This is a genomic window from Candidatus Accumulibacter phosphatis, assembly GCF_012939955.1.
Classification (GTDB): Bacteria; Pseudomonadota; Gammaproteobacteria; order Burkholderiales; family Rhodocyclaceae; genus Accumulibacter; species Accumulibacter delftensis.
Window position 1 is genome coordinate 18,492 of record NZ_SPMY01000033.1, and the last position, 23,612, is coordinate 42,103.

17 protein-coding genes and 2 pseudogenes are annotated in these 23,612 nt (G+C 64.2%); 8 read left to right on the top strand and 11 right to left on the bottom strand.

Translation table 11 applies throughout. The annotated features are described in order from the left end of the window. Window positions 1–82 precede the first annotated feature (82 nt). The gene (locus E4Q23_RS12130; protein WP_169066875.1) at window positions 83–1,393 is read left to right on the top strand and encodes a homoserine dehydrogenase; all 1,311 of its coding nucleotides are present in this window, start codon (window positions 83–85) and stop codon (window positions 1,391–1,393) included. Window positions 1,394–1,473: 80 nt separating this feature from the next. On the opposite strand, the gene E4Q23_RS12135 is transcribed toward E4Q23_RS12130, so the two are convergent. Then, window positions 1,474–2,835, bottom strand: a complete 1,362-nt coding sequence (locus tag E4Q23_RS12135; protein WP_169066876.1) for a YhjD/YihY/BrkB family envelope integrity protein — start codon at window positions 2,833–2,835, stop codon at window positions 1,474–1,476. After that, window positions 2,832–7,031, bottom strand: a complete 4,200-nt coding sequence (locus tag E4Q23_RS12140) for a DUF748 domain-containing protein (protein WP_169066877.1) — start codon at window positions 7,029–7,031, stop codon at window positions 2,832–2,834. Before E4Q23_RS12140 ends, E4Q23_RS12135 begins: the two co-directional genes overlap by 4 nt. 491 nt (window positions 7,032–7,522) lie before the next feature. Here E4Q23_RS12140 and E4Q23_RS12145 point away from each other — a divergent pair, with 491 nt between their 5' ends. Further along, entirely contained in the window at window positions 7,523–8,686 is a 1,164-nt protein-coding gene (locus E4Q23_RS12145) for a CaiB/BaiF CoA transferase family protein (protein WP_169066878.1), read from the top strand. Window positions 8,687–8,710: 24 nt separating this feature from the next. Next, window positions 8,711–9,610: an AEC family transporter gene (locus E4Q23_RS12150; RefSeq protein WP_169066879.1), complete on the top strand. Its 900-nt coding sequence runs from the start codon at window positions 8,711–8,713 to the stop codon at window positions 9,608–9,610. 41 nt (window positions 9,611–9,651) lie between these two features. Here the strand turns inward: E4Q23_RS12150 and E4Q23_RS12155 are convergent, their stop codons facing one another. From E4Q23_RS12155 to E4Q23_RS12175, 5 genes and pseudogenes are all read right to left on the bottom strand, one after another. Continuing rightward, window positions 9,652–10,401 (bottom strand): protein phosphatase 2C domain-containing protein, encoded by a 750-nt coding sequence (locus E4Q23_RS12155; RefSeq protein WP_169066880.1) that lies wholly within the window; start codon window positions 10,399–10,401, stop codon window positions 9,652–9,654. 346 nt (window positions 10,402–10,747) lie between these two features. After that, window positions 10,748–10,951: pseudogene (locus tag E4Q23_RS12160) on the bottom strand (TRAP transporter large permease subunit); the annotation flags it as partial. 56 nt (window positions 10,952–11,007) lie between these two features. Then, window positions 11,008–11,922: pseudogene (locus tag E4Q23_RS12165) on the bottom strand (CaiB/BaiF CoA transferase family protein); the annotation flags it as partial. A gap of 8 nt (window positions 11,923–11,930) precedes the next feature. Next, window positions 11,931–13,115, bottom strand: coding sequence for an acyl-CoA dehydrogenase (locus tag E4Q23_RS12170; RefSeq protein ID WP_169066881.1), 1,185 nt, complete (start codon window positions 13,113–13,115; stop codon window positions 11,931–11,933). Window positions 13,116–13,289: 174 nt separating this feature from the next. Continuing rightward, window positions 13,290–13,823, bottom strand: a complete 534-nt coding sequence (locus E4Q23_RS12175) for a DUF2062 domain-containing protein (protein ID WP_169066882.1) — start codon at window positions 13,821–13,823, stop codon at window positions 13,290–13,292. Window positions 13,824–14,120: 297 nt separating this feature from the next. Here E4Q23_RS12175 and E4Q23_RS12180 point away from each other — a divergent pair, with 297 nt between their 5' ends. The 4 genes from E4Q23_RS12180 to thrC all read left to right on the top strand — a co-directional run bounded on the left by E4Q23_RS12180 (window position 14,121) and on the right by thrC (window position 18,141). Next, window positions 14,121–14,378 (top strand): DUF2249 domain-containing protein, encoded by a 258-nt coding sequence (locus E4Q23_RS12180; RefSeq protein ID WP_169066883.1) that lies wholly within the window; start codon window positions 14,121–14,123, stop codon window positions 14,376–14,378. Between the two features lie 72 nt (window positions 14,379–14,450). Then, entirely contained in the window at window positions 14,451–15,581 is a 1,131-nt protein-coding gene (locus E4Q23_RS12185) for a hypothetical protein (protein ID WP_169066884.1), read from the top strand. Window positions 15,582–15,711: 130 nt separating this feature from the next. Then, window positions 15,712–16,449 carry a GGDEF domain-containing protein gene (locus E4Q23_RS12190; RefSeq protein WP_169066885.1) on the top strand — a complete coding sequence of 246 codons (738 nt, stop codon included), beginning with the start codon at window positions 15,712–15,714 and terminating at the stop codon, window positions 16,447–16,449. A 204-nt stretch (window positions 16,450–16,653) separates the two neighbouring features. Then, a complete protein-coding gene (gene thrC, locus E4Q23_RS12195; RefSeq protein WP_169066886.1) occupies window positions 16,654–18,141 on the top strand; it encodes a threonine synthase in 1,488 nt (495 codons plus the stop codon). 88 nt (window positions 18,142–18,229) lie between these two features. Here thrC and E4Q23_RS12200 read toward each other — a convergent pair whose 3' ends face one another. Together E4Q23_RS12200 and nadC are read right to left on the bottom strand one after the other, a co-directional pair. Then, complete coding sequence (locus E4Q23_RS12200) at window positions 18,230–18,367, bottom strand: hypothetical protein (RefSeq protein WP_169066887.1); 138 nt, start codon at window positions 18,365–18,367, stop codon at window positions 18,230–18,232. A gap of 215 nt (window positions 18,368–18,582) precedes the next feature. After that, window positions 18,583–19,440: a carboxylating nicotinate-nucleotide diphosphorylase gene (nadC, locus tag E4Q23_RS12205; protein WP_169066888.1), complete on the bottom strand. Its 858-nt coding sequence runs from the start codon at window positions 19,438–19,440 to the stop codon at window positions 18,583–18,585. A gap of 58 nt (window positions 19,441–19,498) precedes the next feature. Here nadC and E4Q23_RS12210 point away from each other — a divergent pair, with 58 nt between their 5' ends. After that, the gene (locus E4Q23_RS12210; RefSeq protein ID WP_169066889.1) at window positions 19,499–20,980 is read left to right on the top strand and encodes an FMN-binding glutamate synthase family protein; all 1,482 of its coding nucleotides are present in this window, start codon (window positions 19,499–19,501) and stop codon (window positions 20,978–20,980) included. Between the two features lie 8 nt (window positions 20,981–20,988). Here E4Q23_RS12210 and recQ read toward each other — a convergent pair whose 3' ends face one another. Beyond that, window positions 20,989–22,818: a DNA helicase RecQ gene (gene recQ / locus E4Q23_RS12215; RefSeq protein ID WP_169066890.1), complete on the bottom strand. Its 1,830-nt coding sequence runs from the start codon at window positions 22,816–22,818 to the stop codon at window positions 20,989–20,991. 31 nt (window positions 22,819–22,849) lie between these two features. Further along, a complete protein-coding gene (locus tag E4Q23_RS12220) occupies window positions 22,850–23,590 on the bottom strand; it encodes a UDP-2,3-diacylglucosamine diphosphatase (protein ID WP_169066891.1) in 741 nt (246 codons plus the stop codon). Window positions 23,591–23,612 lie beyond the last annotated feature (22 nt).

Below are 23,612 nucleotides of genomic sequence, written 5' to 3' on the forward strand. Positions count from 1 at the left end.
TTCCAACGCTTTCCTGGACGCATTTCGCCCGCATTTCTCCAATTTCCACCCTGTTCCCTCAACCTCACCTCCTGGCTGCTCTATGAAACCTATCAATGTTGGACTTCTCGGCATCGGCACCGTCGGTGGCGGTACCTACGCGGTACTCAAACGCAACGCAGAGGAGATCACGCGCCGCGCCGGCCGTCCCATTCAGGTCAGCGTCGTTGCCGACCGCAATGTCGAACGTACGCGCCGCTTGACCGACGGCAGCTGCCGGGTCACCGACGACCCCTTTGCGGTAGTCTGCGACCCCGACGTCGACATCATCGTCGAACTGATCGGCGGCGATAGCGTCGCCAAGGAGCTGGTCCTGCAGGCCATCGCCAACGGCAAGCACGTGGTGACCGCCAACAAGGCGCTGCTCGCCAAACACGGCAACGAGATTTTTGCCGCTGCCCAGAACCAGGGTGTAATGGTCGCTTTCGAAGCCGCCGTCGCCGGCGGCATCCCGATCATCAAGGCGCTGCGCGAAGGACTCACCGCCAACCGCATCGAATGGATCGCCGGCATCATCAACGGCACCACCAACTTCATTCTCACGGAGATGCGCGACAAGGGGCTGTCCTTCGAGGTGGTGCTCAAGGAAGCGCAGCGTCTCGGCTACGCCGAGGCCGATCCGACCTTCGACGTCGAAGGCGTCGACGCGGCGCACAAGCTGAGCATCATGTCGGCGATTGCGTTTGGCAATTCGATGAGCTTCGAGAAGGCGCACATCGAAGGCATCAGCGAGCTCGACGCGGCCGACATCAAGTACGCCGAACAGCTCGGCTACCGCATCAAGCTGCTGGGCATCACCAAGCGCACCAGCGAAGGTGTCGAGCTACGCGTGCATCCGACGCTGATCCCGACCCGACGCTTGATCGCCAATGTCGAAGGGGCGATGAACGCCGTCCTGGTCAAGGGCGACGCCGTCGGCCCGACGCTCTACTACGGCAAGGGCGCTGGCGCCGAGCCGACAGCGTCGGCGGTGATTGCCGACCTGGTCGATGTCACGCGCATGCACACCGCCGACCCGGAGCACCGCGTGCCACATCTCGCTTTCCAGCCCGACGCGATGGTCGACCTGCCGATTCTGCCAATGGCCGACGTCATCACCAGCTATTACCTGCGTCTGCGGGTTGATGATCGGGCGGGTGTGCTCGCCGACGTGACGCGCATTCTTGCCGATCAGGAAATCTCGATTGACGCCATGATCCAGCGCGAGCCTGCCGAGGGTGAAGTCCAGACCGAGATCATCATGCTCACCCATCAGACGCGCGAAAGAAACATCGACGCGGCGATTGCCCGCATCGCTTCGCTCGCCGCCGTCAAGGGGGCGATCGTCCGCCTGCGCCTGGAAGAGTTGCTGTAAGGCCAGGGCCGGCGCCGCATTCGGCGGCGTCAGCCCCCTCCGGCAAGGCTTCCTCGACGATCGTCTGGTCGATCGCCTGCTCAGGGGCAGCGGGCGGCATGACCGCCGTCCCCTGCGCGGCCAGCTCGCGCAGGCTGATGCCGCCGACCGTCGCCTCGAGCGCCTGCCGCATGTGCTCGAACACCTGATCGACGGCCGGCAATGCCGGCAAACCCGCGGGGGTAAAAAAAACGTTCCTCACCGGCGCTGCGCACCGTCTCCAGAACCTGCACCACGCTGATCAGGGCCGGGTCACGTCCGGGCAGGTAGAGCGGCGGATCGTCGCCGCTTTGCAGTAGCAGTTTCTCGCTCTCCAGGGCATCGAGCACGGTCTGCAGAAGATACCGCGGCATCCTCAGCAAGCGAATGAATTCGTTCAGCGAGGGCATGGCCTCGCCGGCAACGAAACGGCCCGCGACCAGGGTCATGGTCGCCAACGCCAGGCGCTCGCGCATGCGGTTGCTCAGTCGCGGTTCGCCGGCACCGGCGTAGAGGTACTCAGGATGCTGTGCGTAAAAAGCGACACTGGCACCGAAAAGCAGGATCAGCCAGCTCAAATAGAGCCAGATCATGAACAGAATCAGAATCGCCAGGCTCGAATAGATCGCCGCGTACTGGTGCGAGCCGGCCACGAAAGTCGCGAATCCCCACCCGGCCGTCTGCCAGGCAGCACCACCGGCAATGCCGCCGATCAGCGCCGGGAGCAGACGGACACGAGCGTTCGGGATGAACATGTAAATGAAAGTGAAAGCCGCAATGACCAGCAGATAGGGCATCAGGCGACTGATCGTCTGCACCAGCTGCCCGAACATCTCGATCGCCAGCACGCCGCGCACGGTCTCGACATTCATCACCGTGGCCGTGATGCCCAGCGCCGCGAAGACCAGTATCGGACCGACCATGAGAACGCTCAGATAGCGGCTGAAACGATCGGCAAGCGGCCTGTGGCGGTGAATGTGCCAAATGTAGTTCAGCGATTCCTCGATCTTCTGCATCAGGGAGATTGCGGTGTACAGCAGCAAGGCCAGACCCAGGGCACCGAGTACGCCGACGTTCATGTTCTGGATGAAGGCGATGATGTTGGCCGCGATCTCCTCCCCCTCTTTGCCGAGAGGCTCAAGAAACTTCAGCAGCATCGGCTGAATCTGGTTGTGCACGCCGAAGGCCTTGAGCACCGAAAAACTCAAGGCCAGCAACGGCACGATCGACAACAGTGTCGTATAGACCAGGCTCATGGCGCGCAGGGTCAGCTGCCCATTCACCACATCGCGCACCAGCAGCAGGAGCGTGCGCAAGACCCGCATGCCGCGCGCCTGCCACAGGGACAGACCCTCTCCGCCGTGGCGACCCCAGATATTGTCTTCCAGACGGCTCAGCAAACCGGCATCGATGACTGGCTTCACTTGGCAACCTCGAGTTCGAGCTGCAGGGTGACCACCTTGTTATTTGCCGCACTCGCCGGGCGTGCCTTGCCGAGCTGCACACGCTTGGCGGCCACGCCGTCGGCGCCGCTGACCTCGGCGACGATCGCTTCAGCGCGCCGAGTAGCCAGCTGTGCCAGCTCCTTATCGGAGACCGGCTGCTCCTTGATCATGCGCTCGAGAAGGCTCTGGTAGAAAGCTGGCGGCGCCCCCGCTGGCGACTTGCCAGCCGGCGCTGCGGCCACTGCGCGCTGCTTCACCAGCGCCAGCACTTCGGGGGCGTAGCGCTCGCTGAACACGGCCTCGATCGCCACCTGCGCGCGCGGGTTGGCCGCGTCGACCGGACCCGGATCGTCACCGGGTGTCAATTCCAGCCCCATGCGCCCAACGATGTCCGTACGCACGGCGAGCGATTTGAGCGCCGGCGTGTCGACTTCGGCCGACTGCGCAGGTGGCACCACCAGGGTCAGCGTCTTGCGCTCCTTCATTGCACCGGCGACCGCTGCCAGTTTCTCGCGCTCGGGCGGTGCCAGCGCGGCGCGGCCGGGTTCGAAGTCGATGCTGTCGAGCTTGGCGTCGCTACCGGCACCGAAGAGCGCCCCGAGCGCCCGGAAGGGCGCGGTAATGATGCCGGCGATCAGGTTGCCGAAGGCCTTGCCGATCACCGCCCCATAGGAAAATTCAGGATCACCGAGATCGCCGCTGACCGGCAGGCCGATGTCGATGACCCCCTTTGAGTCACTCAGGATGGCGATCGCCAGATCGAGCGGCAGGTCCGCCGCGCCTGGGGAATCGACCTGCTCGCCAAGTTTCACCTGCTTGAGAACGATCTTGTTCTCGCCACGCAGCTTGCTGTCCTTGATCTTGTACTGCAGATCGAGCGCCAGTTGCCCGCCGGTGATCCTGCGGCCAGCGAATTTGACCACGTACGGCGACAGCGAGCTCATCGTCAGGTTGCGGAAAGTCATCTCGATATCGGTCAGTTTTTCCGGGCGAAAAACGCTGATCTCACCGCGAATCTTCGCCGACCCGTACTTGTCGACGTTGGCGTCGAGTTGCACTTTGGCGCTGCGGGTCGGATCCGTCCCCAGACCGGTGATCACCCCTTTCAGGTCATGCATGCGCGTACCGAACTGCGGTCGCAGACTGAGGTCGGCAAACTCGAGCACGCCCTTGGAAATGCGCATGCGGGCGATGCTGACCGGGAAGGGATCATTTACCGGCGCGCCGTCGTCGGCCGTTGCCGCCGCGGTGGCGGCTCGTGCAGCATCTTCCCCGCCGGCCGGCTTGTCGGCAGCAGCCGCCGACTCGTCGCCCTTGGGCTTTTTCTTCAGAACGTCGGTCAGGTTCACCGACTGATCCTCGGCAATGATCAAGCGCCCGTCCGGCGCCACCAGCCGCAGTTCGCCGATGTCCAGGCGGTTCGGCTCGACACTCAGCAGCAGGTCGTCAGTCGCCAGGGTCTCCCAGATGACGAAGGGCCGCTTCGGCTCGATCTCGTCGATCTGCACCTTATCGACCGCAAAGCTGCCCTTGTAGGCCAGTTTGGCATCGGCAGCGGGATCGCCGTAGCGCAAACGCCCGGCAGTCGACAGCGTGCCCGACGCCAGAGTCAGTTCGGCGACCTCCGACAGGTAGGGCTGCACCGGCGCCAGGGCGATGGCCGCCAGCTTGAGCTGCAGATCCGTGGCACCGTTATCGGTGCGAACGCTGCCCTTGGCTTCGATTTCGCCGCCACTGGCCACCCTGGCCTTGAGCTCTACCTGCATCGGCGTGCTGACCCCGGTGGCGAAACCGGCGATGCGCGCGCGGATCGCCTGCAGCCCCACCGCCAGCGGCGGCCCGCCGCTGCGATCTTCGAAGCCGAGCGCAAAATTGTCGACCTCGACCGACTTGACGGCCACCCGCCAGGCAACTTCCGCCGCTGCGGCGTCACCCTCGGTCGCGGCGGCTGCCTCAACTGCCGCCTCGGCGGCGCCGCGAGTCACGATCAGCCCGTTGAATTTGCCTTCTGCGTCGAGCCAGGTCTGCGCCTTGCCATCGGCAACGACGACCTGGTCGACGCTGAGTACCCGATCCTTCAGGCGCAGCACGCCGCCAGTGAGGTTGGTGCGCGCAAAGCGGACCATTTCGGTCGCAGGATCGGCAGGGCTGTGAAAAACGGCGTCCGACAGCGCCACGCTGAGGCCATCGCCGCTGACGTCGAGCGGACCGTCGGGCAGGGCGACCAGCAGCGACTTGGCGCCAAGGCTGGCCGCCGCAATCCGCGCAACTTCGGACGACGAGCCCTGGGCAACGGCAGCGAGGGCCTTCAATTTCAGCGCCACATCGGCAAAGCTCAGCTTCAGGCCAGCGGCAGCGGGCGAGGCAGACGACCCAGCCAGGGTGGCGGCAATGGCGCGCACATCGAGGGCGGCGTCCTGCCATTTGATGCGATCTGCGCCCTGATGCGCAGCAAGGCCAGCCATCGAAACCTGCGCAGCCGCCGCGTCGATGCGCAGAGCGGCGTCGCTCTGTGCCAGCGACAGTTTCTCGCTGGCGATCGCCAGCTTGCCCAGAGCGACGCCGTCGGCCCCGCTCTTCGCCTTCAGCCCGTCAAAGCTCGTTTCTGCCTTGTCGATGGTGAGCTCGAGCCCGGTGTCGCTTTGCGCCAGCGCCAGCGTCTCGCTGGCGATCGCCAGCTTGCCCAGATCGACGCTGTCGGCCCCGCTCTTCGCCTTCAGCCCGTCAAAGCTCGTTTGTGGCTTGTCGATCGTGAGGTCGAAACGAGCATCGGCGATGAGCATGGCGATCTTCCCCGCCGCGACCGAGCCATCCGGAAACGCCAGCGAATTCGCACCGCTCTTGAGTCGCGTACCGCTCAGCGCCAGCTTCGGCTGCGCCAGCTCGACGCGCGTTCCCGCCGCCGCCAATTCGATCGACGGCGAAGTCGCGAAAGCAAGCGCGGCAACGTCGACGGCCAGTGCCTGCGCCGCGTCCGCATAGGCGAACTCGACCGCGGAGATTTCGGCGCTCTCGATGATCACGCGCCACGCGCCTGGCGCGGGCGCGTCGGCAACGGCAGCGACCACTGCCGCCGCCGCGACCTCCGACCCGGGCTCCACCTCTACCGCCGCAGTTGCCGCCGTTTTCTCTTCAGGCGCCTGCGCGGTGGCACGCAGCAGTTTTTGCCAGTTGACCTTGCCGTCGTCGTCGAAGGCGACGGCGACGCGCCCTTTTTCCAGGCGGAAAGTCGCCAGCCGTGCTTCGCGTGCAGCGAGGTCGACCCGTCCCTGTTTCAAGGACAGCGTTTCCAGGGCCAGCAGCGGCGACGCAGCATCGGCAGCGCTGAGCGACAGGCCCGCGATGTCGAAATCGAGATCCTGCACGATACCGCCGAGCGTCCCACCCGCGTCGACCGCGAGGTCGAAGCTGGCGCCGAGATCGACTTTCCCGGTCGGCGAATTGATGGACAGCAGACGCGGCAGGCTCCTGACCACGGTCGCCAGCTGCAAACCACTCAGAGTCAGCCGCCCCTTCGTGGCGATCGGGTCGAGCGCCAGTTCACCACTGCTGTCGAGCGTCTCGTCGCCAGCCGTCCGCACCGACAGCCGGTAGCTGGCGGCCAATTCGGGCAAACTGGAAAGATTGTCGATCTCGATCGCGAGCGGCTCGAGGTGTGCAACAAGCGGCTCTTCGAGCAGCTGGTCGGAGAAATCGAAGCGGCCGTCGCTCAGCGCAACGCGCTGCACGATGAAGCGCGGCAAGCCGGCATCTACTTCCTGATCGGGCTCGCTTTCCGGCAAGCGTTCGAGCAAAGACGCGAAGTTGTGCCGGCCGTCCTTGTCGAGGGCAAAGTACAGAACCGGGGCCTCGAGACGCGCTTCGGCGAAAGTCCAGGCGCGATCGATGAGGCTGCGCAACTCGAAATCGACCAGCAGGTATTTGAAGCCCAACAGCGGCTGCCCGTCGGGGTCGGACAAGGCGAGGTCATCGACCTCGAACCTGAACAGCAGCGGATTGAAGCGTACGTCGCCGACGCTGATCGAGTGGCCGAGTTGCGCGGACACCTGTTTCTCGACCTGCCACTTGACGATTGCCGGCAAGGCGAAGAAGCCGCCGAGCACGTAAAGTGCGAGCAGCAACCCGGTGATGATCACCAATTTTCTGGAAAAGAACATTCGCAAGCTGTTGAGCATGATTGGCGCTTCCACGGCCCGGACGACGGCTAGGCCTCTGTACCTCTGTATACGTGCCAGCGACACGGGTTGACGGTTGCCCATCGGCAAGCGGTTCCGACAGCGCAAGGGCAATGCTGGTTCCAGCGGCTGAGCCACACGCCTCAACACTGCAGGCATGGCGAGCCAAGAGATATTCATGATAACGCGTTGTAGCCCTGGGGCATAACCGTCGCCGCTCGCGTCGGCGCGGGCGCGCTGCTGTCGCCTTGTTTTTCCGCCACGGCGACGGCCGCCAGTCCGGCGGCGGTAAGCGCGGCCCAGCGCGCAAGGCTTACAATGCATCATTCGACACAAGCTGGCACAATTTCATCACGACTTGCCACGACTAGCCACCCTGCGCCTTTACCGCCCCTTGACGAGGCCTTACTTTGCTCACTTCGCACGGCTGCACGCACTTGCCGCTCTGCCATCGAGTTCCACCAACAAGCCCCTTTCGAAAGCCCCTCAGCATGCGCCCACCTCCTCTCGACGGACTTCGCGTCCTTGATCTGAGCAGACTTTTGCCAGGACCGCTGGCAACCATGCACCTCGGCGATCTCGGCGCCGACGTGATCAAGATCGAGGACACCGGCGCCGGCGACTACGCACGCAGCGCCGGCGCGGTGCACGGCAAGACCAGCTACTTCGAACTCGTCAATCGCAACAAGCGCAGCCTCACTCTGGACCTCAAGCAGAGCGCCGGTGTCGAGGCCTTCATGCGCCTTGCCGCCAGCGCGGATGTCATCGTCGAAGGCTTTCGCCCCGGCGTCGTCGATAAGCTGGGCATTGGCTACCAGGCGGTAGCGGCAATCAACCCGCGCATCGTTTATTGCGCGATTACCGGCTACGGCCAGGACGGCCCCTACCGCGACCGCGCCGGCCACGACCTCAATTACCTGGCCTACAGCGGCCTGCTCGACCAGATCGGCGTCGCGGGCAATGCGCCAGCAATTCCCAACTTCCAGATCGGAGACCTGCTCGGTGGCTCGCTGAGCGCGCTGATCGGGCTGCTCGCCGGCGTCGTCGACGCCCGTGCCAGCGGTCGTGGCCGCTACGTCGACGTGTCGATGACCGATGCCGTTTTCGCGCACACCCTCTTCCCGCTACTGGCCGTGCTCGACCGCGGGCGCGCGCAGCCGCGCGGCGAAGACCTGCTTTCCGGAGGCATGCCCAGCTACGGTGTCTATGCAACCAGCGACGGCCGCCACCTGGCGGTCAGCGCGATGGAGCCGAAGTTCTGGCAGACCCTGTGCGACACCCTCGACCGCCCGGAGCTGCGCCCCTGCGCCTTTGCCACCGGCGCCGAGGGGCGGCGCATCCGCGGCGAACTGGAAGCCATCTTCGCCCAGCGCAGTCTCGCCGAGTGGACCTCGGTTTTCGATGGCGTCGACTGCTGCGTGGCACCAGTCCTGCGGCTCGAGGAGAGTCTCGAAAACGAACAGTTGAAGGCCCGCGAAATGATCGTCGAAGTCGCTGGCGTCAAGCAGTTCGCACCGCCGTTCAAGATCAGCGAGCACCCTTTCGAAGCACGCCACGTGCCACCAGCCGCCGGCGAGCACAGTGAGGAAATCCTTGGCGAGGCCGGTTTCAGCGCTGCCGAGATCGCCAATCTGCGTGCGCAGAAAGTCATCTGAGCCGCGCTGGCCGGACCCGACCGCATGCAAGGCGTTCTGCTGCTGCTTCCCGATTTCGGCCTGATCCTGCTCGGCTGGGCTCTCTACCGGCTGGTCGATTTCGGTGAGCACTTCTGGAGTGGCCTGGAAAAGCTGGTCTATTTCGTTCTCTTTCCGGCCCTGCTGTTCAAGGCCCTGGCCAGCACCCACATCGACTTCGCCACCGCCGCACCGCTGTTCGCCAGCGGCGCCGCAGCGCTCGGCTGCGGGGTGCTTTTCGGCCTCTGCGCAGCGCCGCTGTTCAAGGGCAACAAGACGCTTTTCGCCTCGCGCTTCCAGTGCGCCTTCCGCTTCAACTCCTACCTCGGACTGGCGGTCATCGGCAAGCTGCACGGTGCCCCGGGGATCGCCGCGATGGGCATCCTGATCGGCGCAATGGTGCCACTGGCCAACCTCGCGTCGGTGTGGATGCTGGCCCGGCACGGCAATCTCGGGCTGCTCCGCGAAATGGTCCGCAATCCGCTGATCCTGGCCACGCTGGCCGGTTTTGCTTTCAGCGCCAGCGGCCTGACGCTGCCCGCCGCCGCCGGCCAGTTGCTGGGCCGTCTCGGCGAAGCGGCGATCGCCCTCGGCCTGCTGGCCGTCGGCGCGGCCTTGAAGTTGCGCGGCACTTCCGGATCGCATGCCGCTTCGTGCTACCTGCTGGCGGTCAAGCTCCTGGCCGTGCCGGCGGCAGGCCTGCTGGCGGCCAGCAGCCTGGGCCTGAGTGGGGTGTACTTCGATACGGTGATCGTTTTCGGCGCCCTGCCAACCGCAACCTCAGCCTATATTCTGGCGGTACGCATGGGCGGCGACGGCCCGGGCGTCGCCTGGCTGGTTTCGGCGAACACCCTGGTGGCGATGCTCACCTTGCCGCTGTGGCTGACCATTGCCTTGCGTTACTGAGCAAGCCCCGGCCAGTAGCAGCGCCTTTCGCCACCGATTCATCATTCCTCGCTGGCGGCGGCTGGCCGGATGACGACCACGGCCACCGAAATGTTGTCGCTACCATCACGCACGCAGGCCAGATCGACCAAGCGCTGACTGGCTTCTTGCGGTTCCAGGGAGGCGACAAGCTCGGCGATTTCAGCGGGCTCGACTGAAGCGTGCAAGCCGTCCGAGCAAAGGACGAAGGCGTCGCCGATCTGCGGAGCAGCGCAGTTCTGGGTGGCAATCTGCAGGCCCGAATAGGTGCCGAGGGAGCGCATGAGGACGTTGCGCATCGGGTAATCGCGGGCCTCTTCCGCGCTGAGCACGTGGTTCTTCACCATTTGTTGGACCAGGGTGTGGTCTTCGGTCAGTTGCCGACAGCGGCCATTGGCGCAGTGGTAGAGGCGACTATCGCCCACATGCGCGAAGAACACCCTGTTGTCCACGACGACCAGCACGGTTGCCGTCGTCCCCATCCCCTCGAGCGATGGATCCGCGAGGCCGGCCCTGCAAATCGCGTGATTCGCTTCGAGCATTGCCCGTTCCAGGGCCTGCAAGCGATCCTCGCCCGGCAGCGCAGAAAAATAGCCGCGGCAAATGGTTTCCACTGCCAGCGTGCTCGCCACCTCTCCTCCCCGGTGTCCGCCCATGCCATCGGCGACCACCGCCAGCACGCCCAGACGTCGGCGCAGCACAAGGTCATCCGGGCAAACAAAGCTCAGAGCATCCTCGTTGTTGCAGCGCACGCGGCCCACGTCAGTGGCCATGCCGGCACACACCGTATATACGCTCGGGACTTCGGAGATCGATCCGCTCACAGCTGCCTTGGCAGACATCGTGGCCACGCCCGAAAAACGCCAGCGGGTTCGCCAACAGTAAGCAGCGCGGCGGCCTGCCCAGCTTGCTGCGACTCGCGCGTCAGAATAACTCGTGCCAACAAGGGCGGCTCCTTTTCGAAGAAGCTCTCATTGTGCCATGCTGCCCACTCATTTCGCGCCTTCAACCCTGCGCTCGGTGGAACGTGGTCGCGGCGGCGCGGGCATCGGCTGGCAACGGCCGTCCACGCACCGTTCGTAGCTGCCCGCATACGGCGAGTGCGACAGCAAGACCTGTGGCAGCGGCGGCAATGGCGCTGGTGATGATGTAGTTGGGGATGATCGGAATGCCCATGCCGCGGATCAGGCAGACCAGCATGGTCAGCAGCAGCGACAGGAAGAGGCTGGTTTCGCCGACCGTAAGAATGAAACCGGCGAAGCTGGAGGCGGCGCCGGTCAGCGTCAGGATGCCGATGATGACAACGACGATGCTGCAGGCAACTACACGCAACTACACAATCCCCGCCTTCCGAAGCGCCGCAATCTGGGCATCGCTGTGCTGACGCGCGCCGCGTTGCTCGCGAAGCGCTCGTCGCCGGCCCATTCGGAACGTCCGGCGACCGTGCAGAAGCGTGCGAACTGGCCGTCGTTGCCGATTGCCAGGATCATGTCGCCGTCGGCGGTTGGGAAATCCTGATAGTGGACGATGTTCGGGCGGGCATTGCCCATGCGCTTCGGCGCCGTCCCGGAAACCAGATAGTTCATGGCCTGATTGGCCAGGCAGGCAATCTGAACATCGAGCAGCGCAAGGTCGATGTGCTGGCCGTCAGCGCTGCGATAACCATCCCGGTCGCGATGCGCCAGCGCAGCGAGAATGGCGTTGCCGGCGTCGAGACCGGTGGGAATGTCGGTCAGGGCGAGACCGACTTTCTGCGGGCCGGCGCCGGGCTCGCCGTCCGCCGTTCCGGTGACACTCATCAGGCCAGCCATGCCCTGAATCAGGAAGTCGTAGCCGGCGCGGGCCGCGTACGGCCCGTGCTGTCCAAAGCCGGTGATCGAGCAATAAGCGAGTTTGGGGTTGAGCGTACGCATGCTGTGCTGCTGGAGGCTGTAGGCGGCCAGGCCACCGCCCTTGAAGTTCTCGATCAGCACGTCGGCGTCGCGCGCCAATTGGCGAACGATCTCCTGCCCCTCGGGTCGGGTGGTGTCGACTGTCAGCGAGCGCTTGTTGCGGTTGGTGCACAGCAAACAGGCGGCCTCGCGCGTCGCCTGGCCATCGCCGTCGGCCAGCCACGGCGGCCCCCAGCCGCGCGTGTCGTCGCCACAACCGGGCCGCTCGACCTTGATCGCCTCGGCGCCGAGGTCGACCAGCAGCTGCCTGGCCCAGGGGCCGGCGAGAACGCGTCACAGGTCGAGCACGCGTAGATGCGCCAGCGCGCCGCCGCTTTTCGCCTCGCTCGCGGCAGAACTCATCGGCGGCTTCAGAAGGCAGCAATGCCGGTCTGCGCACGCCCGAGGATCAGGGCGTGCACGTCGTGCGTGCCTTCGTAGGTATTGACCACTTCGAGGTTGACCATATGCCGAATGACGCCGAATTCGTCCGAGATCCCGTTGCCACCGAGCATGTCGCGCGCGCTGCGGGCGATATCGAGAGACTTGCCGCAGGAATTGCGTTTCATCATTGAAGTGATGTCCGGCGTCGCCGTGCCTTCGTCTTTCATGCGCCCGAGGCGCAGGCAGCCCTGCAGGGCGAGGGTGATTTCGGTCTGCATGTCGGCCAGCTTCTTCTGGATCAACTGATTGGCAGCCAGCGGACGACCAAACTGCTGGCGATCGAGGGTGTACTGGCGCGCCGTGTGCCAGCAGAACTCAGCGGCACCGAGCACTCCCCAGGAAATCCCGTAACGCGCCGAATCGAGGCAGGTAAACGGCCCCTTCAGACCACGGATGTCGGGGAAAGCATCCTCCTCGGGGACGAAGACCTCATCCATGACGATTTCGCCGGTGATCGAGGTCCGCAAGCCGACTTTGCCGCGGATAGCCGGCGCCGACAGGCCTTTCATTCCCTTGTCGAGGATGAAGCCGCGAATCGCGCCGACATCGTCCTTGGCCCAGACGATGAAGACATCGGCGATCGGCGAGTTGGTGATCCACATTTTGCTACCCGACAGTCGGTAGCCACCGTCAACCGCGCACGCCCGGCTGGTCATGCCACCAGGATCGGAACCGTGGTTGGGTTCGGTGAGGCCGAAGCAGCCGATCAATTCGCCGCTCGCCAGGCGCGGCAGGTACTTGCTTTTCTGCGCCTCGGTGCCAAAAGCGTGCAGCGGAACCATCACCAGGGACGACTGCACGCTCATCATCGAGCGATAACCCGAATCGACGCGCTCGACCTCGCGGGCCAGCAGACCATAGCTGACGTAGTTGAGGCCAGCGCCACCGTACTCGCTCGGGATCGTCGCGCCGAGCAGACCCATCTCGCCCATTTCGCGGAAGACCGCCAGATCGGTGCGCTCGTGGCGAAACGCATCCTGCACCCGTGGCAGCAGGCGGCCCTGACAGTAGTCGCGCGCGGCATCGCGCAGCATGCGCTCCTCCTCGCTCAACTGCGCTTCGAGAAGCAGCGGGTCCTCCCAGCAAAAGCGGGCTTTCGATGTCTTGGCCATCAAGATCTCCTTGTGCATTGTTGAGACGGCTTGTCGCTTGCTGCCACCTGCCTGCCATTGTTTCGCGAGGGTAGGGAGCGGTTGACGACAACAGGGGGCGAGCACCCTTCGCCGCATGCTGTCAGGCAAGGCTTTGCCGAAAGCGAGCGCTGCCGAGCCGCGAGCGACCGGGACTCAGGAGGCGCTTCGGCGACGATGCCAGGCCTTGATCAGGTATAGCCGCCAAATCGCCCGCGTCGCCAGGTAACCGAACACCGAGAGCACGCTGGCCAGTGCCAGGAGGCCCAGGCCGAGGGGCTTGGCGACGACCAGCATCCATCCCTGCATGGCCTCGGTCCAGGCGGCAAAGGCAGTGATGCTGAACTCCGGCGGTGCAATGAAGCCCGCGCTGTCGCCGGTCAACAGCCGCCCAAGCTGATACGCCACCAGGTACAGCGGCACGATGGTAAAGGGATTGGTGTACAGGGTGACGAGAAGAGCGAGCGGCAGGTTGATGCGAAACTTCACTGCGGCGAGCGCCGCGCCGATCATTTGCAGTGGACCGGGAATCAAGCCGCAGAACAGGCCGGTGGCCACCGCACCGGCCGCCGAGTGGCGATTCAGGTGCCATAGCCGCGGATGCAGCAGGGATGACTGGAAGGGACGCAGCCAGGGGTTGCTGCGGATCGTTTCCTGATCGGGAAGATATTTCTTGAGATAGCGACGCATGTGCCCATTATCCGCGATTACTGCTCTTCGCAGCAGACGCTGCCGGGGGCCAACGGCCGCACGCGGATCCAGGTCTTGAGCGGCTTGTTCTCGGTCTTTTCTCGTCCCTTTCTCGTCCCTTTCTCGTCCCTTTCTCGTCCTTTTCCCGCTCTTTTCCCAGCGCTCTTGCCAGCCTCCCCGCTTTGGCGTCGCTCCTATGCCCCGCGTACGGGAATTGCCGGCCCATATCAAAGACAGCCCGGGGCCGCTGTCCCAAGATCCGATCTCCCAATCACCTTGTTACTTACGGAGACCGCCATGCATGCTTGCGATCAGCCCACTCAGGAAGCCATTTATCCCTTCGACGCACGCGGCGTCGCCAAGCGTTTTCGCCACGCGGCGATCTTTGGCGCACTCGATGCCTTGATTGCCGGAGAAACGATGCGCTTCTGCAACGACCACGATCCGCTGCCGCTGCTGGCGCAGTTGCAGGCCCGCTTCGGCGATGCCCTGCAAATCAAGTACGTGCAGCGCGAAGCCGGCGCCATCGTCATCGACTTCACCAGAATGGCTTGACGGCAAGCCGCCGCAGCCGAGGTCCGCACGACAGCTGGCCGGCGCAGAAAAGACAGGCGAGGGTGTGAAGCGGTGCTGATCTACCTGGGCTTTTCTGCGGTCGCGGTTTTTCTTGCGGCGCTGGCGCTGCTGCATTCCGGCGGCGTGTCGATCGCCGCAGCAGCACACCTGATCTTCGCGGTCGGCATCGTGCCGCTGATGTTTGCCGCCATCAGCCATTTCGTCCCCGTCCTGACGCGCAGCCGCGCAGCACCGCGCAGCATTCTGCTGCTGCCGCTGCTGCTGCAGGTGGCCGGCGCACTGACCTTTCTCGCCTTCCGGGGAACGCTACCGGAGAGTGCTTTGTACACCGCAGCCAGCGGCACTCTTCTGATCGCACTGCTCTTTGCCAGCTGGGTGATCCGGCGTGCGAGAGCAACGCTGGGAAGACCGCACCCCGGCTGGCAGTGGTACCTGCTGGCCATCGTCTTCCTGGCAGCAGCGCTGCTGCTGATCCCGGCGATGGGTTGGTGGCCGCAAGAACGACCGCAACTGCGCCTGCTGCATCTGCATCTGAACACGCTCGGATTCATCGGTTTGACGGCGCTGGGAAGCTTGCAGGTCCTCTTGCCGACGGCCTTGCGAACGCCGGATCCCGGCGCCGCGCAACGGCTGCGTCGGCAGCTACCGTTCGCCGTTGGCGGGGTGCTGGCTATTGCGCTCGGCGCCGCTTTCTGGCCACCGCTGTCGCTTGCGGGTGCGCTTGTGTTGCTGCTCGTCACCTTACAGATCGGGCGCGCCTGCCTGACTCGTCATGGCTGGCAGGGGCTGAGCACCGACGGCGCGGCGGCAAGCCTCTTCGCGGCCCTGGCCGGCTTTGCGCTGCTGCTGATCTTCGGCGGCGCACATGCCTTTGCAGTGCTCAGCGGTCGTGACGCCGTGCCGGCGTTTGTCGTCGCTTTCCTGCTGCCGCTGGTCAGCGGCGCCCTGTCCGAACTGTTGCCGGTCTGGTACTGCCCCGGCAGGCGCACGCCAGCGCGTGACCGGATGCACGCCGAACTACGTCGCGGCGGCGCCCTGCGCGCCCTCCTGTTCCTCGCTGGCGGCATCCTGCTGGCACTGGGAATGAGCGACGGGCTTTGGGTCGCAGCGGTGGCGATGCTGTCCTTCACGATCGGCCTGCTGCGCTCGCTGGCCACCGCCCGGGCCAAAAACCAGGGCTGAGAAGGACCTATTTATCATTGATAAACAATTTATTACGAGATATCCGAGAAAAAAGTCTCAAGATCCGCGAGAGCTATCCGTATCTGCAATCATGGCCGACGCACAGCGGCCCCCAGACGGAGGCAACAAGATGCTCAAGCACAACCAGCTTTCCCTTCTACAGTCATCGCGGCACGCGTCACGCCGGCCGCAGCGGCTGCCGGATCTCGCCAATATGCCTTTGCCGCTGCACGGCCACGGCGCTCTGCCGACGGCCACCGGCCGCGTCCATCACCCGCACATTCGGCGTATCAAGCCTCCCGTAGCGGCGAAAAGTGCGCTCGAACTGCTGGTCGCCGAAACGCGTATCGCGGAACTCGAGAGCGCCTTGAGCGAAGCCCTGCAGGCGGCATTTACCGACGCCCTGACCGGCGCGCTCAACCGGCGCGGCTTTGACGAAGCGTATCAGCGCGAACTGGCGCGCTCACGTCGCAACGGCAGCCAACTGGCCATTGCCCTGATCGATGTCGACGATTTCAAACGCCTCAACGACACCCTCGGCCACCAGATGGGCGATGAAGCGCTGGTGCATCTGGTAAAGAGCTTGCGCGCAGCGCTGCGTCCATCGGACATCCTGTGCCGTTTCGGTGGTGAAGAGTTTGTGCTGCTGCTTCCCGAGACCGCGCTCGACGAGGCGGTCGCGGCGATTTCACGCTTCCAGCGTCAGTTCGCCGCCAACGCCATGCCGGGCTGTGAGCTTGCCGTGACCTTCAGCGCCGGCGTCGTCGCCAAGCAAACCAGCGAATCCGTCGAAGACACGATTCTCCGTGCCGACGCGGCTACCTACGCTGCCAAACGTGCGGGCAAGAACTGCGTCGTTAGCGGCTGACTGGCTCACTGACTGGCTGACTGACGCCCGGCCAAGCGCCGAGACTTGCGACGCACCCGCGCCGAGGACACGGCGCGGAGCATGATAAACTGCGCGTTCGCCGGCTTTCCAGCCGCATTCCCTCTTCCCCAGGCCCTTCTCCCGCAGGGGAAGAAGGGAGCTTCGTGAGTCGCTTGCGCGACTGTCACATTAATGGTCCTCCACATGCGCTATCTCTCGACTCGCGGCCAGAACCTCTCCAGCACAAAACTCTCGGCAGCGCCGAGCTTCACCGAGATTCTGCTCACCGGCCTGGCTCCCGACGGCGGTCTCTACCTCCCGGAGTCCTATCCACAGATCAGCAAAACCGAACTCGAATATTGGCGCAGCTTGTCCTACGCCGATCTGGCCTACGCCGTACTCTCCCGCTTCATCGACGATATCCCGCCCGCCGATCTGAAGCCTCTGATTGCCAAGACCTACACCGCACAGGTGTACGGCAACGGCCGCAACAGTGAGCAGGCCGCCGAGATCACGCCCCTGCGTTGGCTGGAGCGGCCCGACGAAGCCCGCGGCGAAGCGGGCCTGGCGATCCTCGAACTGTCCAATGGCCCGACGCTGGCCTTCAAGGACATCGCCATGCAACTGCTCGGCAATCTTTTTGAGTACGTGCTGGCCAAGCGTGGCGAAAAGATCAACATCCTCGGCGCGACCTCGGGCGACACCGGCTCGTCGGCCGAATATGCGATGCGCGGCAAAGAAAGGCTGCGCGTCTTCATGCTCTCACCACACCAGCGAATGAGCGCCTTTCAGCGCGCACAGATGTATTCGCTGCACGATGACAACATCCACAATATCGCCGTGCGCGGCAGCTTCGACGATGCCCAGGATATCGTCAAGGCGGTGTCCAACGATCACGCCTTCAAAGCCCGCTACAAAATCGGCGCGGTCAACTCGATCAACTGGGCACGGGTTGCGGCACAAATCGTGTACTACTTCAAAGGCTATTTCGCGGCCACCGGCGGCGTCGACGGCAGCAGTGATCGGCAGGTCGCTTTTGCCGTACCCTCTGGCAACTTCGGCAACATCTGCGCTGGTCACATCGCGCGCATGATGGGTCTGCCGATTGGTCGCCTGGTCCTGGCCACAAACGAGAACGATGTCCTCAACGAGTTTTTCCATAGCGGCGTTTATCGCCCACGTGGCAGCGCCGAAACGCACGCCACATCGAGTCCGTCGATGGATATTTCGAAGGCGTCGAATTTCGAGCGCTTTGCCTTTGATCTCGTTGGCCGCGACCCCAGCGTCATTCGCAACCTGTGGAGCGCCGTTGATGCGGGCGGCAGCGTCGACCTCTCGAAGACGTCTTTTTACTCCCGGCTTTCCGACTTCGGCTTTGCCGCAGGCAGGAGTAGCCATGCCGACCGTCTGGCGACGATCCGCGACACCTTCGAGACATATGGCTTGATGATCGATACTCACACCGCCGACGGACTCAAGGTCGCTCGCGAACTGCGCACCCCGGAAATGCCGATGGTCGTACTCGAGACGGCCTTGCCGGCCAAGTTCGAGGAAACCATCGTCGAAGCTCTCGGCCGCCGACCCGAGCGGCCTGTGGGCTTGCTGGGCATCGAAGACCTGCCGCAACGGGTCGAGGTGATCGACGTCAGTGTCGACGCGGTGAAGGGGATCATCCAGCGATACCTGGACTGATTCACGGCAGTGGCTGAAATGGAAAAGGGCGCCAGTGGCGCCCTTTTCCATTTCAGCGGAGTTGCCCTTGCCTAGCCCCTGTGCAGCGTCAGAGGTAGATGACCGCAGGAAAAACGGCAGCGGCAAGTACCAGCACCAGCCATTCGAGGTTATGACGCGCCAGGAATCCGGTGAAGTGCATGATCAGAATCACAATCGCCAACACGTAAAACAGCGCAAACAGCATCCCAGCCCCCTTTCCCTTGATGCACAGGCCATAAGTTCCCGCCTGGGTCACATCGCCCGAAGCCCATTATATAACGCATTCGCTGGCGGCCGTCGGATCGCCTCGGTGAGCCTGCTCACGGTCATGACAGTTAGATCCCGCGGCCCTTCTCACGCCGCGAGGAGAAGGGCGATTAGTGGACTCGTGAGGCGTGAATCGTGCATGCGACTTGCACATCAAGCCGAAAACCGCATCGACAGATCCAGCGCACGTACGTCCTTGGTCAAACTGCCGACCGAGATGCGATCAACACCGGTCTCGGCGATGCCACGCACGCTATCAAGGCTGACATTGCCCGAGGCTTCGAGAATCGCCCGACCGGCGGTCAGGGCCACGGCTGCGCGCAGCTGATCAAGGTCCAGATTGTCGAGGAGAATCATTTCCGCGCCGGCATCCAGTGCCTGCTCCAGCTCAAGCAAGTTCTCGACTTCGATTTCCACGAACTGACAGGCGCTGACCGCCCCTTGGGCGATTTCCCTGGCCGCGGCCAGCGCGGCGGCGATGCTGCCAGCGGCGTGGATGTGGTTTTCCTTGATCAGAATTCCGTCATAAAGACCGAGGCGGTGGTTGCCGCCGCCGCCGCAGCTGACGGCGTACTTCTGTGCCAGACGCAAGCCGGGAATCGTCTTGCGCGTATCGACCACCTGTGCCCGCGTACCGGCCACCCGATCGGCGTACTGTCGAGCCTTGGTGGCGACCCCTGACAGCAACTGCAGGAAGTTGAGCGCGCTGCGTTCGCCAGTGAGCAAGGCGCGCGCCGATCCTTCGATCTCGCAGAGCACCTGATCCGGGTGGGTGCGCTGGCCATCCTGCGCCTTCCAGACGATATTGATCGTCGCATCGAGCTTGCTGAAGCAACGGCTGAACCAGTCGCTGCCGCAGAGGATGGCGTCCTCACGAGCAATCACCAGGGCACGACTACGCACTCCGGCCGGAACAAGCTGCGCGGTGAGGTCACCGCTGCCGACATCCTCGCTGAGTGCGGCAGAGACGTTACGCTCGATTTCGGCATCGAGCAGGGCTGCAATGAGCATGACATTCCCGTAGACTGACAACTTGGCGACTGGATTTTATCACCGAAGGGAAGCGCAAATGCTCAACATACTGCTTGGTAGCCTGGGAGTGCTGCTTGCTCTCTTTGTCGCCGGAGCGCTGATCACCCTTTACGTGCAGGACGTGACGCAGGAAAAGCACGCCGTGTTGCGGAACTTTCCGCTGGTGGGCCATCTGCGTTACTTCTTCGAAAGCCTCGGTGAATACTTCCGGCAATATTTCTTTCTCGGCGACCGCGAGGAACAGCCGTTCGACCGGGCCACGCGCAGCTGGGTGTATCGCATGGCCAAGAACGAAGGCGGCATCATCGGCTTCGGCTCGACGTACCCGCTCCATGAACCCGGCGCTCTGGTCTTCGTCAACGCCCCTTTCCCGATCCTCGACGCCGAGCAGCAAGAGCCGCCGATGCTGCTTATCGGCGAAGGCTATTGCCGGACGCCTTTCGTCGGCAAGTCGCTGGTCAATATCAGCGCGATGAGCTTTGGCGCCATTTCCCGGCCGGCAGTGCGCGCTCTGTCACGCGGCGCGGCAGCCGCCGGCTGCTGGCTCGATACCGGCGAGGGCGGGCTCTCTGCTTATCACCTGGAGGGTGGCTGCGACATCATCTTTCAGGTCGGAACGGCAAAATACGGGGTTCGTGACGAGAGCGGACAACTGTCCGACGAGCGCTTGCGTGAAGTGGCCGCACACGAGACGGTGCGGGCTTTTGAAATCAAGTTGTCACAGGGCGCGAAACCAGGCAAGGGGGGCGTCCTGCCCGGCAGCAAAGTCAGCGCCGAGATCGCCCGCATTCGCGGCATTGCCGAGGGCCGCGACTCGCTCAGTCCAAACCGTCATCCCGATATCAGCAACATCGAGCAGTTGCTCGACAAGGTCGAACACATCCGCGCCGTGACCGGCAAGCCAGTCGGCGTGAAGACTGCCATCGGCGGCCCGCGCTTCCTCGATGAACTCAGCGCCGCAATCGCACGACGCGGCCTGCAGGCAGCCCCTGACTTCCTGACCATCGACGGTGGTGAGGGCGGCAGCGGTGCGGCGCCGCAGGCGCTGGCCGATCACATGGCGATGTCGATTGACGAGGCGCTGCCCCTGGTTGTCGATGCGCTGATCGCCAGCGGCCTGAAAGAACGGATTCGGGTGATCGCCGCCGGAAAAGTGCTGACTCCGGCGCGCGTCGCCTGGGCACTCGCCAGCGGCGCCGACTTCGTCAATACGGCGCGCGGCTTCATGTTTTCTCTCGGCTGCATCCAGGCTCTGCGCTGCCACACCAACACCTGCCCGACCGGAGTCACCACTCACAATCCGCGTCTGCAACGCGGCCTGGTCGTCGACGACAAGGCGGCACGCGTCGCCTCGTACTGCCGCAACATGAACAAGGAGGTCGGCATGATTGCGCACTCCTGCGGCCTCCGCCATGCGCGCCAACTGCGTCGCGAGCACGTACGTATCGTGCAGGCCTCAGGGCAGAGCATCGCTCTCGACCTGCTCCGCCCCTATCCCGCTGCCGCAGCAACTGCCTGAGGGCTGGCTCAGTGGCGCGCCGCGACGAGGGCCAGCAAAGCGTCACCGTAGCGCTCCGCCTTGGCCGCGCCGATGCCGGGAACGGCGAGGAGCGCCGACACGGAAGCGGGAAGCAGCGCGGCGATTTCGCCCAAAGTCCTGTCGTGCAGAATGACGTAGGCGGGAACCCCCTGCTCGCGTGCCTGCGCGAGTCGCCATTCGCGCAAGCTGGCCAGCAGCGGCGAGTCGCCGGCTCTGGAAGCGCCGCTTGACGCCGCATTTCCGGTGCCCACTCGGCTGCTCCTGGTCGCTCGACTTTTCGGCCGCTCGACCTGGCGGCGAAGCTGCAGACGGGTCTCGCCTTTGAGAATCGGTCGTGCGCTGTCGGTCAGCTTGAGCGCGCCGTACGCCGAGGCATCGGCGTCGAGCAGGCCCGCGGCGAGCAGCTGGCGAAACACCGAGCGCCAGCCGCGCTCGTCGATATCGGCGCCAACGCCGAAAGTCGGCAAGCCCTGGTGGCCAAACTGCTGTACCTTCTCGGTGTTCTTGCCGCGCAGGATGTCGATCAGGTGCCCGGCACCAAAGCGCTGGCCGGTGCGCAAAGCCGCGGACAAGGCCTTCTGCGCAGCCACCGTGCCATCCCACAAGATCGGTGGCTCCAGGCAGACGTCGCAGTTACCACAGGGCGTCGCCTGCTCGCCGAAATAGTCGAGCAGGATGACCCGCCGGCACCTGGCCGACTCGCAATAGGCGAGCATGCTCTCGAGCTTCTGTCGTTCGACGCGTTTCTGTGCGCTCGGCGAAGCAGACTCCTCGATCATCTGGCGATGGATGACTACGTCGTTGAGACCGTAGGTCATCCAGGCTTCCGAGGGCTCTCCGTCGCGCCCGGCGCGGCCGGTTTCCTGGTAATAGGCCTCGAGGCTCTTGGGCAGATCGAGGTGGGCGACGAAACGCACGTCGGGCTTGTCGATTCCCATTCCGAAAGCAATGGTGGCCACCATCACCAGCCCGTCTTCACGCAGGAAGCGTTGCTGGTGCTGCTGCCGGTCAGCACTCGTCAGTCCGGCGTGATAGGGCAAAGCCGTCACCCCTTGCGTGTTCAGCCAGGCCGCCGTCTCATCGACCTTGCGCCGCGACAGGCAGTAGACGATTCCTGCCGCGCCCTGATGCGCAGCAAGAAAGGCAAGCAGCTGCTGGCGTGGGTTGTCGCGCTCGACGATGAGGTAACGGATATTGGGGCGATCAAAGCTGGCGACGAACACTCGCGCTTGTTCGAGACCAAGCCGAGTTCTGATTTCCTGACGGGTCAGCTGGTCGGCGGTCGCCGTCAGGGCCACACGCGGCACACCGGGAAAACGCTCGTGCAACTGCGAGAGCTGCATGTACTCGGGACGAAAGTCGTGCCCCCACTGCGAGACGCAGTGCGCCTCGTCGATCGCAAACAGCGCCACCTGCTGGCGCGCGATCAGCTGCTCGAGGAGGCCGATGAAACGATCGGTCAGCAGGCGTTCTGGTGCCACGTAGATCAGGTCGAGTTCTCCGCGCAAGAGGCTGCGCTCGGTTTCGACCACCGCCCGAAAATCCAGCGACGAATTCAGGAAAGCAGCATTGACGCCGACCTGCCGCAAGGCATCAACCTGGTCCTGCATGAGAGCAATCAGCGGTGAAACGACGACGCCGACGCCCGGCCGCAGGAGCGCCGGAATCTGGTAACAGAGCGACTTGCCACCACCGGTCGGCATCAGCACCAGCGCGTCTCCGCCGCCGACAAGCTCGTCGACGATCTCCGCCTGCTGACCACGAAACGACGCATAGCCGAAAATTCGCCGCAGGAGTTCGCTGGCCGACTCGCTCATCTTCGCTGGCGACTGTAGGGAGAAAAACGCTTCAAGTCAGTACCTCGCGGGTCAGAGTGTCGCCGTCCCAGCACAGGCACTCGCCGGCCTGGTCAGTCCAGTCCGACATTACCCAGCGCTCGACGTGAATGCCATCAACGATGTGATCGTGGCGTGCCGGGCGGTGCGTGTGCCCATGGATGAGGGTGGCGTAGCCGTGCGCGCGCAGGAAATCGTCGGTTGCGGCGAGATTGACGTCCATCAGAAAATCCGCCTTGTCGCGCTTGGCCGCCGCGCTTTGCTGGCGCAGTGCGAGGACTATCTGCTCGCGTTCGGGCAGCGATTTGGCCAGGAAGGCGGCGCGCCAATCCGCCTGGCGAGCGAGCGCACGAAACGCCTGGTAGTCGTGGTCGTCGGTGCACAGCGCATCGCCGTGGGCAAGGACGAACTGCCAGCCTGGCAGCGACAGGACGTGAGGATCGGCGAGCAGGCGCGCGCCGCTGCGCGCCATGAAGGCCTCGCCAAGCAGGAAATCACGGTTGCCGTGCAGCAGCGACAGCCCAACGCCGCTGCGGGTCAGCGCGTGCAGCGCAGCGACGATGTCCGCAGCGAAGGACTCGTCGCCATCATTCGCAGGGGCCAGGCAATCGTCACCCGGCCAGGCTTCGAAAAGATCGCCGAGGATGAATAGTTGCTCGGCAGAGCGCGCGCGACCGGCAAGAAAATCGAGGAAGATACGCGTGATTGCTGGCGCTTGCGGCGCCAGATGGAGGTCGGAAATGAAAAGAATCACGGCTGCTGCAGATCCGACCCCA

Coding starts and splice junctions, on each gene's coding strand:
- E4Q23_RS12130 (WP_169066875.1), top strand. CDS start 83: ATGAAACCTATCAATGTTGGACTTCTCGGCATCGGCACCGTCGGTGGC.
- E4Q23_RS12180 (WP_169066883.1), top strand. CDS start 14,121: ATGCATGCTTGCGATCAGCCCACTCAGGAAGCCATTTATCCCTTCGAC.
- E4Q23_RS12150 (WP_169066879.1), top strand. CDS start 8,711: ATGCAAGGCGTTCTGCTGCTGCTTCCCGATTTCGGCCTGATCCTGCTC.
- E4Q23_RS12155 (WP_169066880.1), bottom strand. CDS start 10,401: ATGGCCACTGACGTGGGCCGCGTGCGCTGCAACAACGAGGATGCTCTG.
- E4Q23_RS12175 (WP_169066882.1), bottom strand. CDS start 13,823: ATGCGTCGCTATCTCAAGAAATATCTTCCCGATCAGGAAACGATCCGC.
- E4Q23_RS12210 (WP_169066889.1), top strand. CDS start 19,499: ATGCTCAACATACTGCTTGGTAGCCTGGGAGTGCTGCTTGCTCTCTTT.
- E4Q23_RS12200 (WP_169066887.1), bottom strand. CDS start 18,367: ATGCTGTTTGCGCTGTTTTACGTGTTGGCGATTGTGATTCTGATCATG.
- E4Q23_RS12170 (WP_169066881.1), bottom strand. CDS start 13,115: ATGGCCAAGACATCGAAAGCCCGCTTTTGCTGGGAGGACCCGCTGCTT.
- E4Q23_RS12190 (WP_169066885.1), top strand. CDS start 15,712: ATGCTCAAGCACAACCAGCTTTCCCTTCTACAGTCATCGCGGCACGCG.
- thrC (WP_169066886.1), top strand. CDS start 16,654: ATGCGCTATCTCTCGACTCGCGGCCAGAACCTCTCCAGCACAAAACTC.
- recQ (WP_169066890.1), bottom strand. CDS start 22,818: ATGAGCGAGTCGGCCAGCGAACTCCTGCGGCGAATTTTCGGCTATGCG.
- E4Q23_RS12145 (WP_169066878.1), top strand. CDS start 7,523: ATGCGCCCACCTCCTCTCGACGGACTTCGCGTCCTTGATCTGAGCAGA.
- E4Q23_RS12140 (WP_169066877.1), bottom strand. CDS start 7,031: ATGCTCAACAGCTTGCGAATGTTCTTTTCCAGAAAATTGGTGATCATC.
- nadC (WP_169066888.1), bottom strand. CDS start 19,440: ATGCTCATTGCAGCCCTGCTCGATGCCGAAATCGAGCGTAACGTCTCT.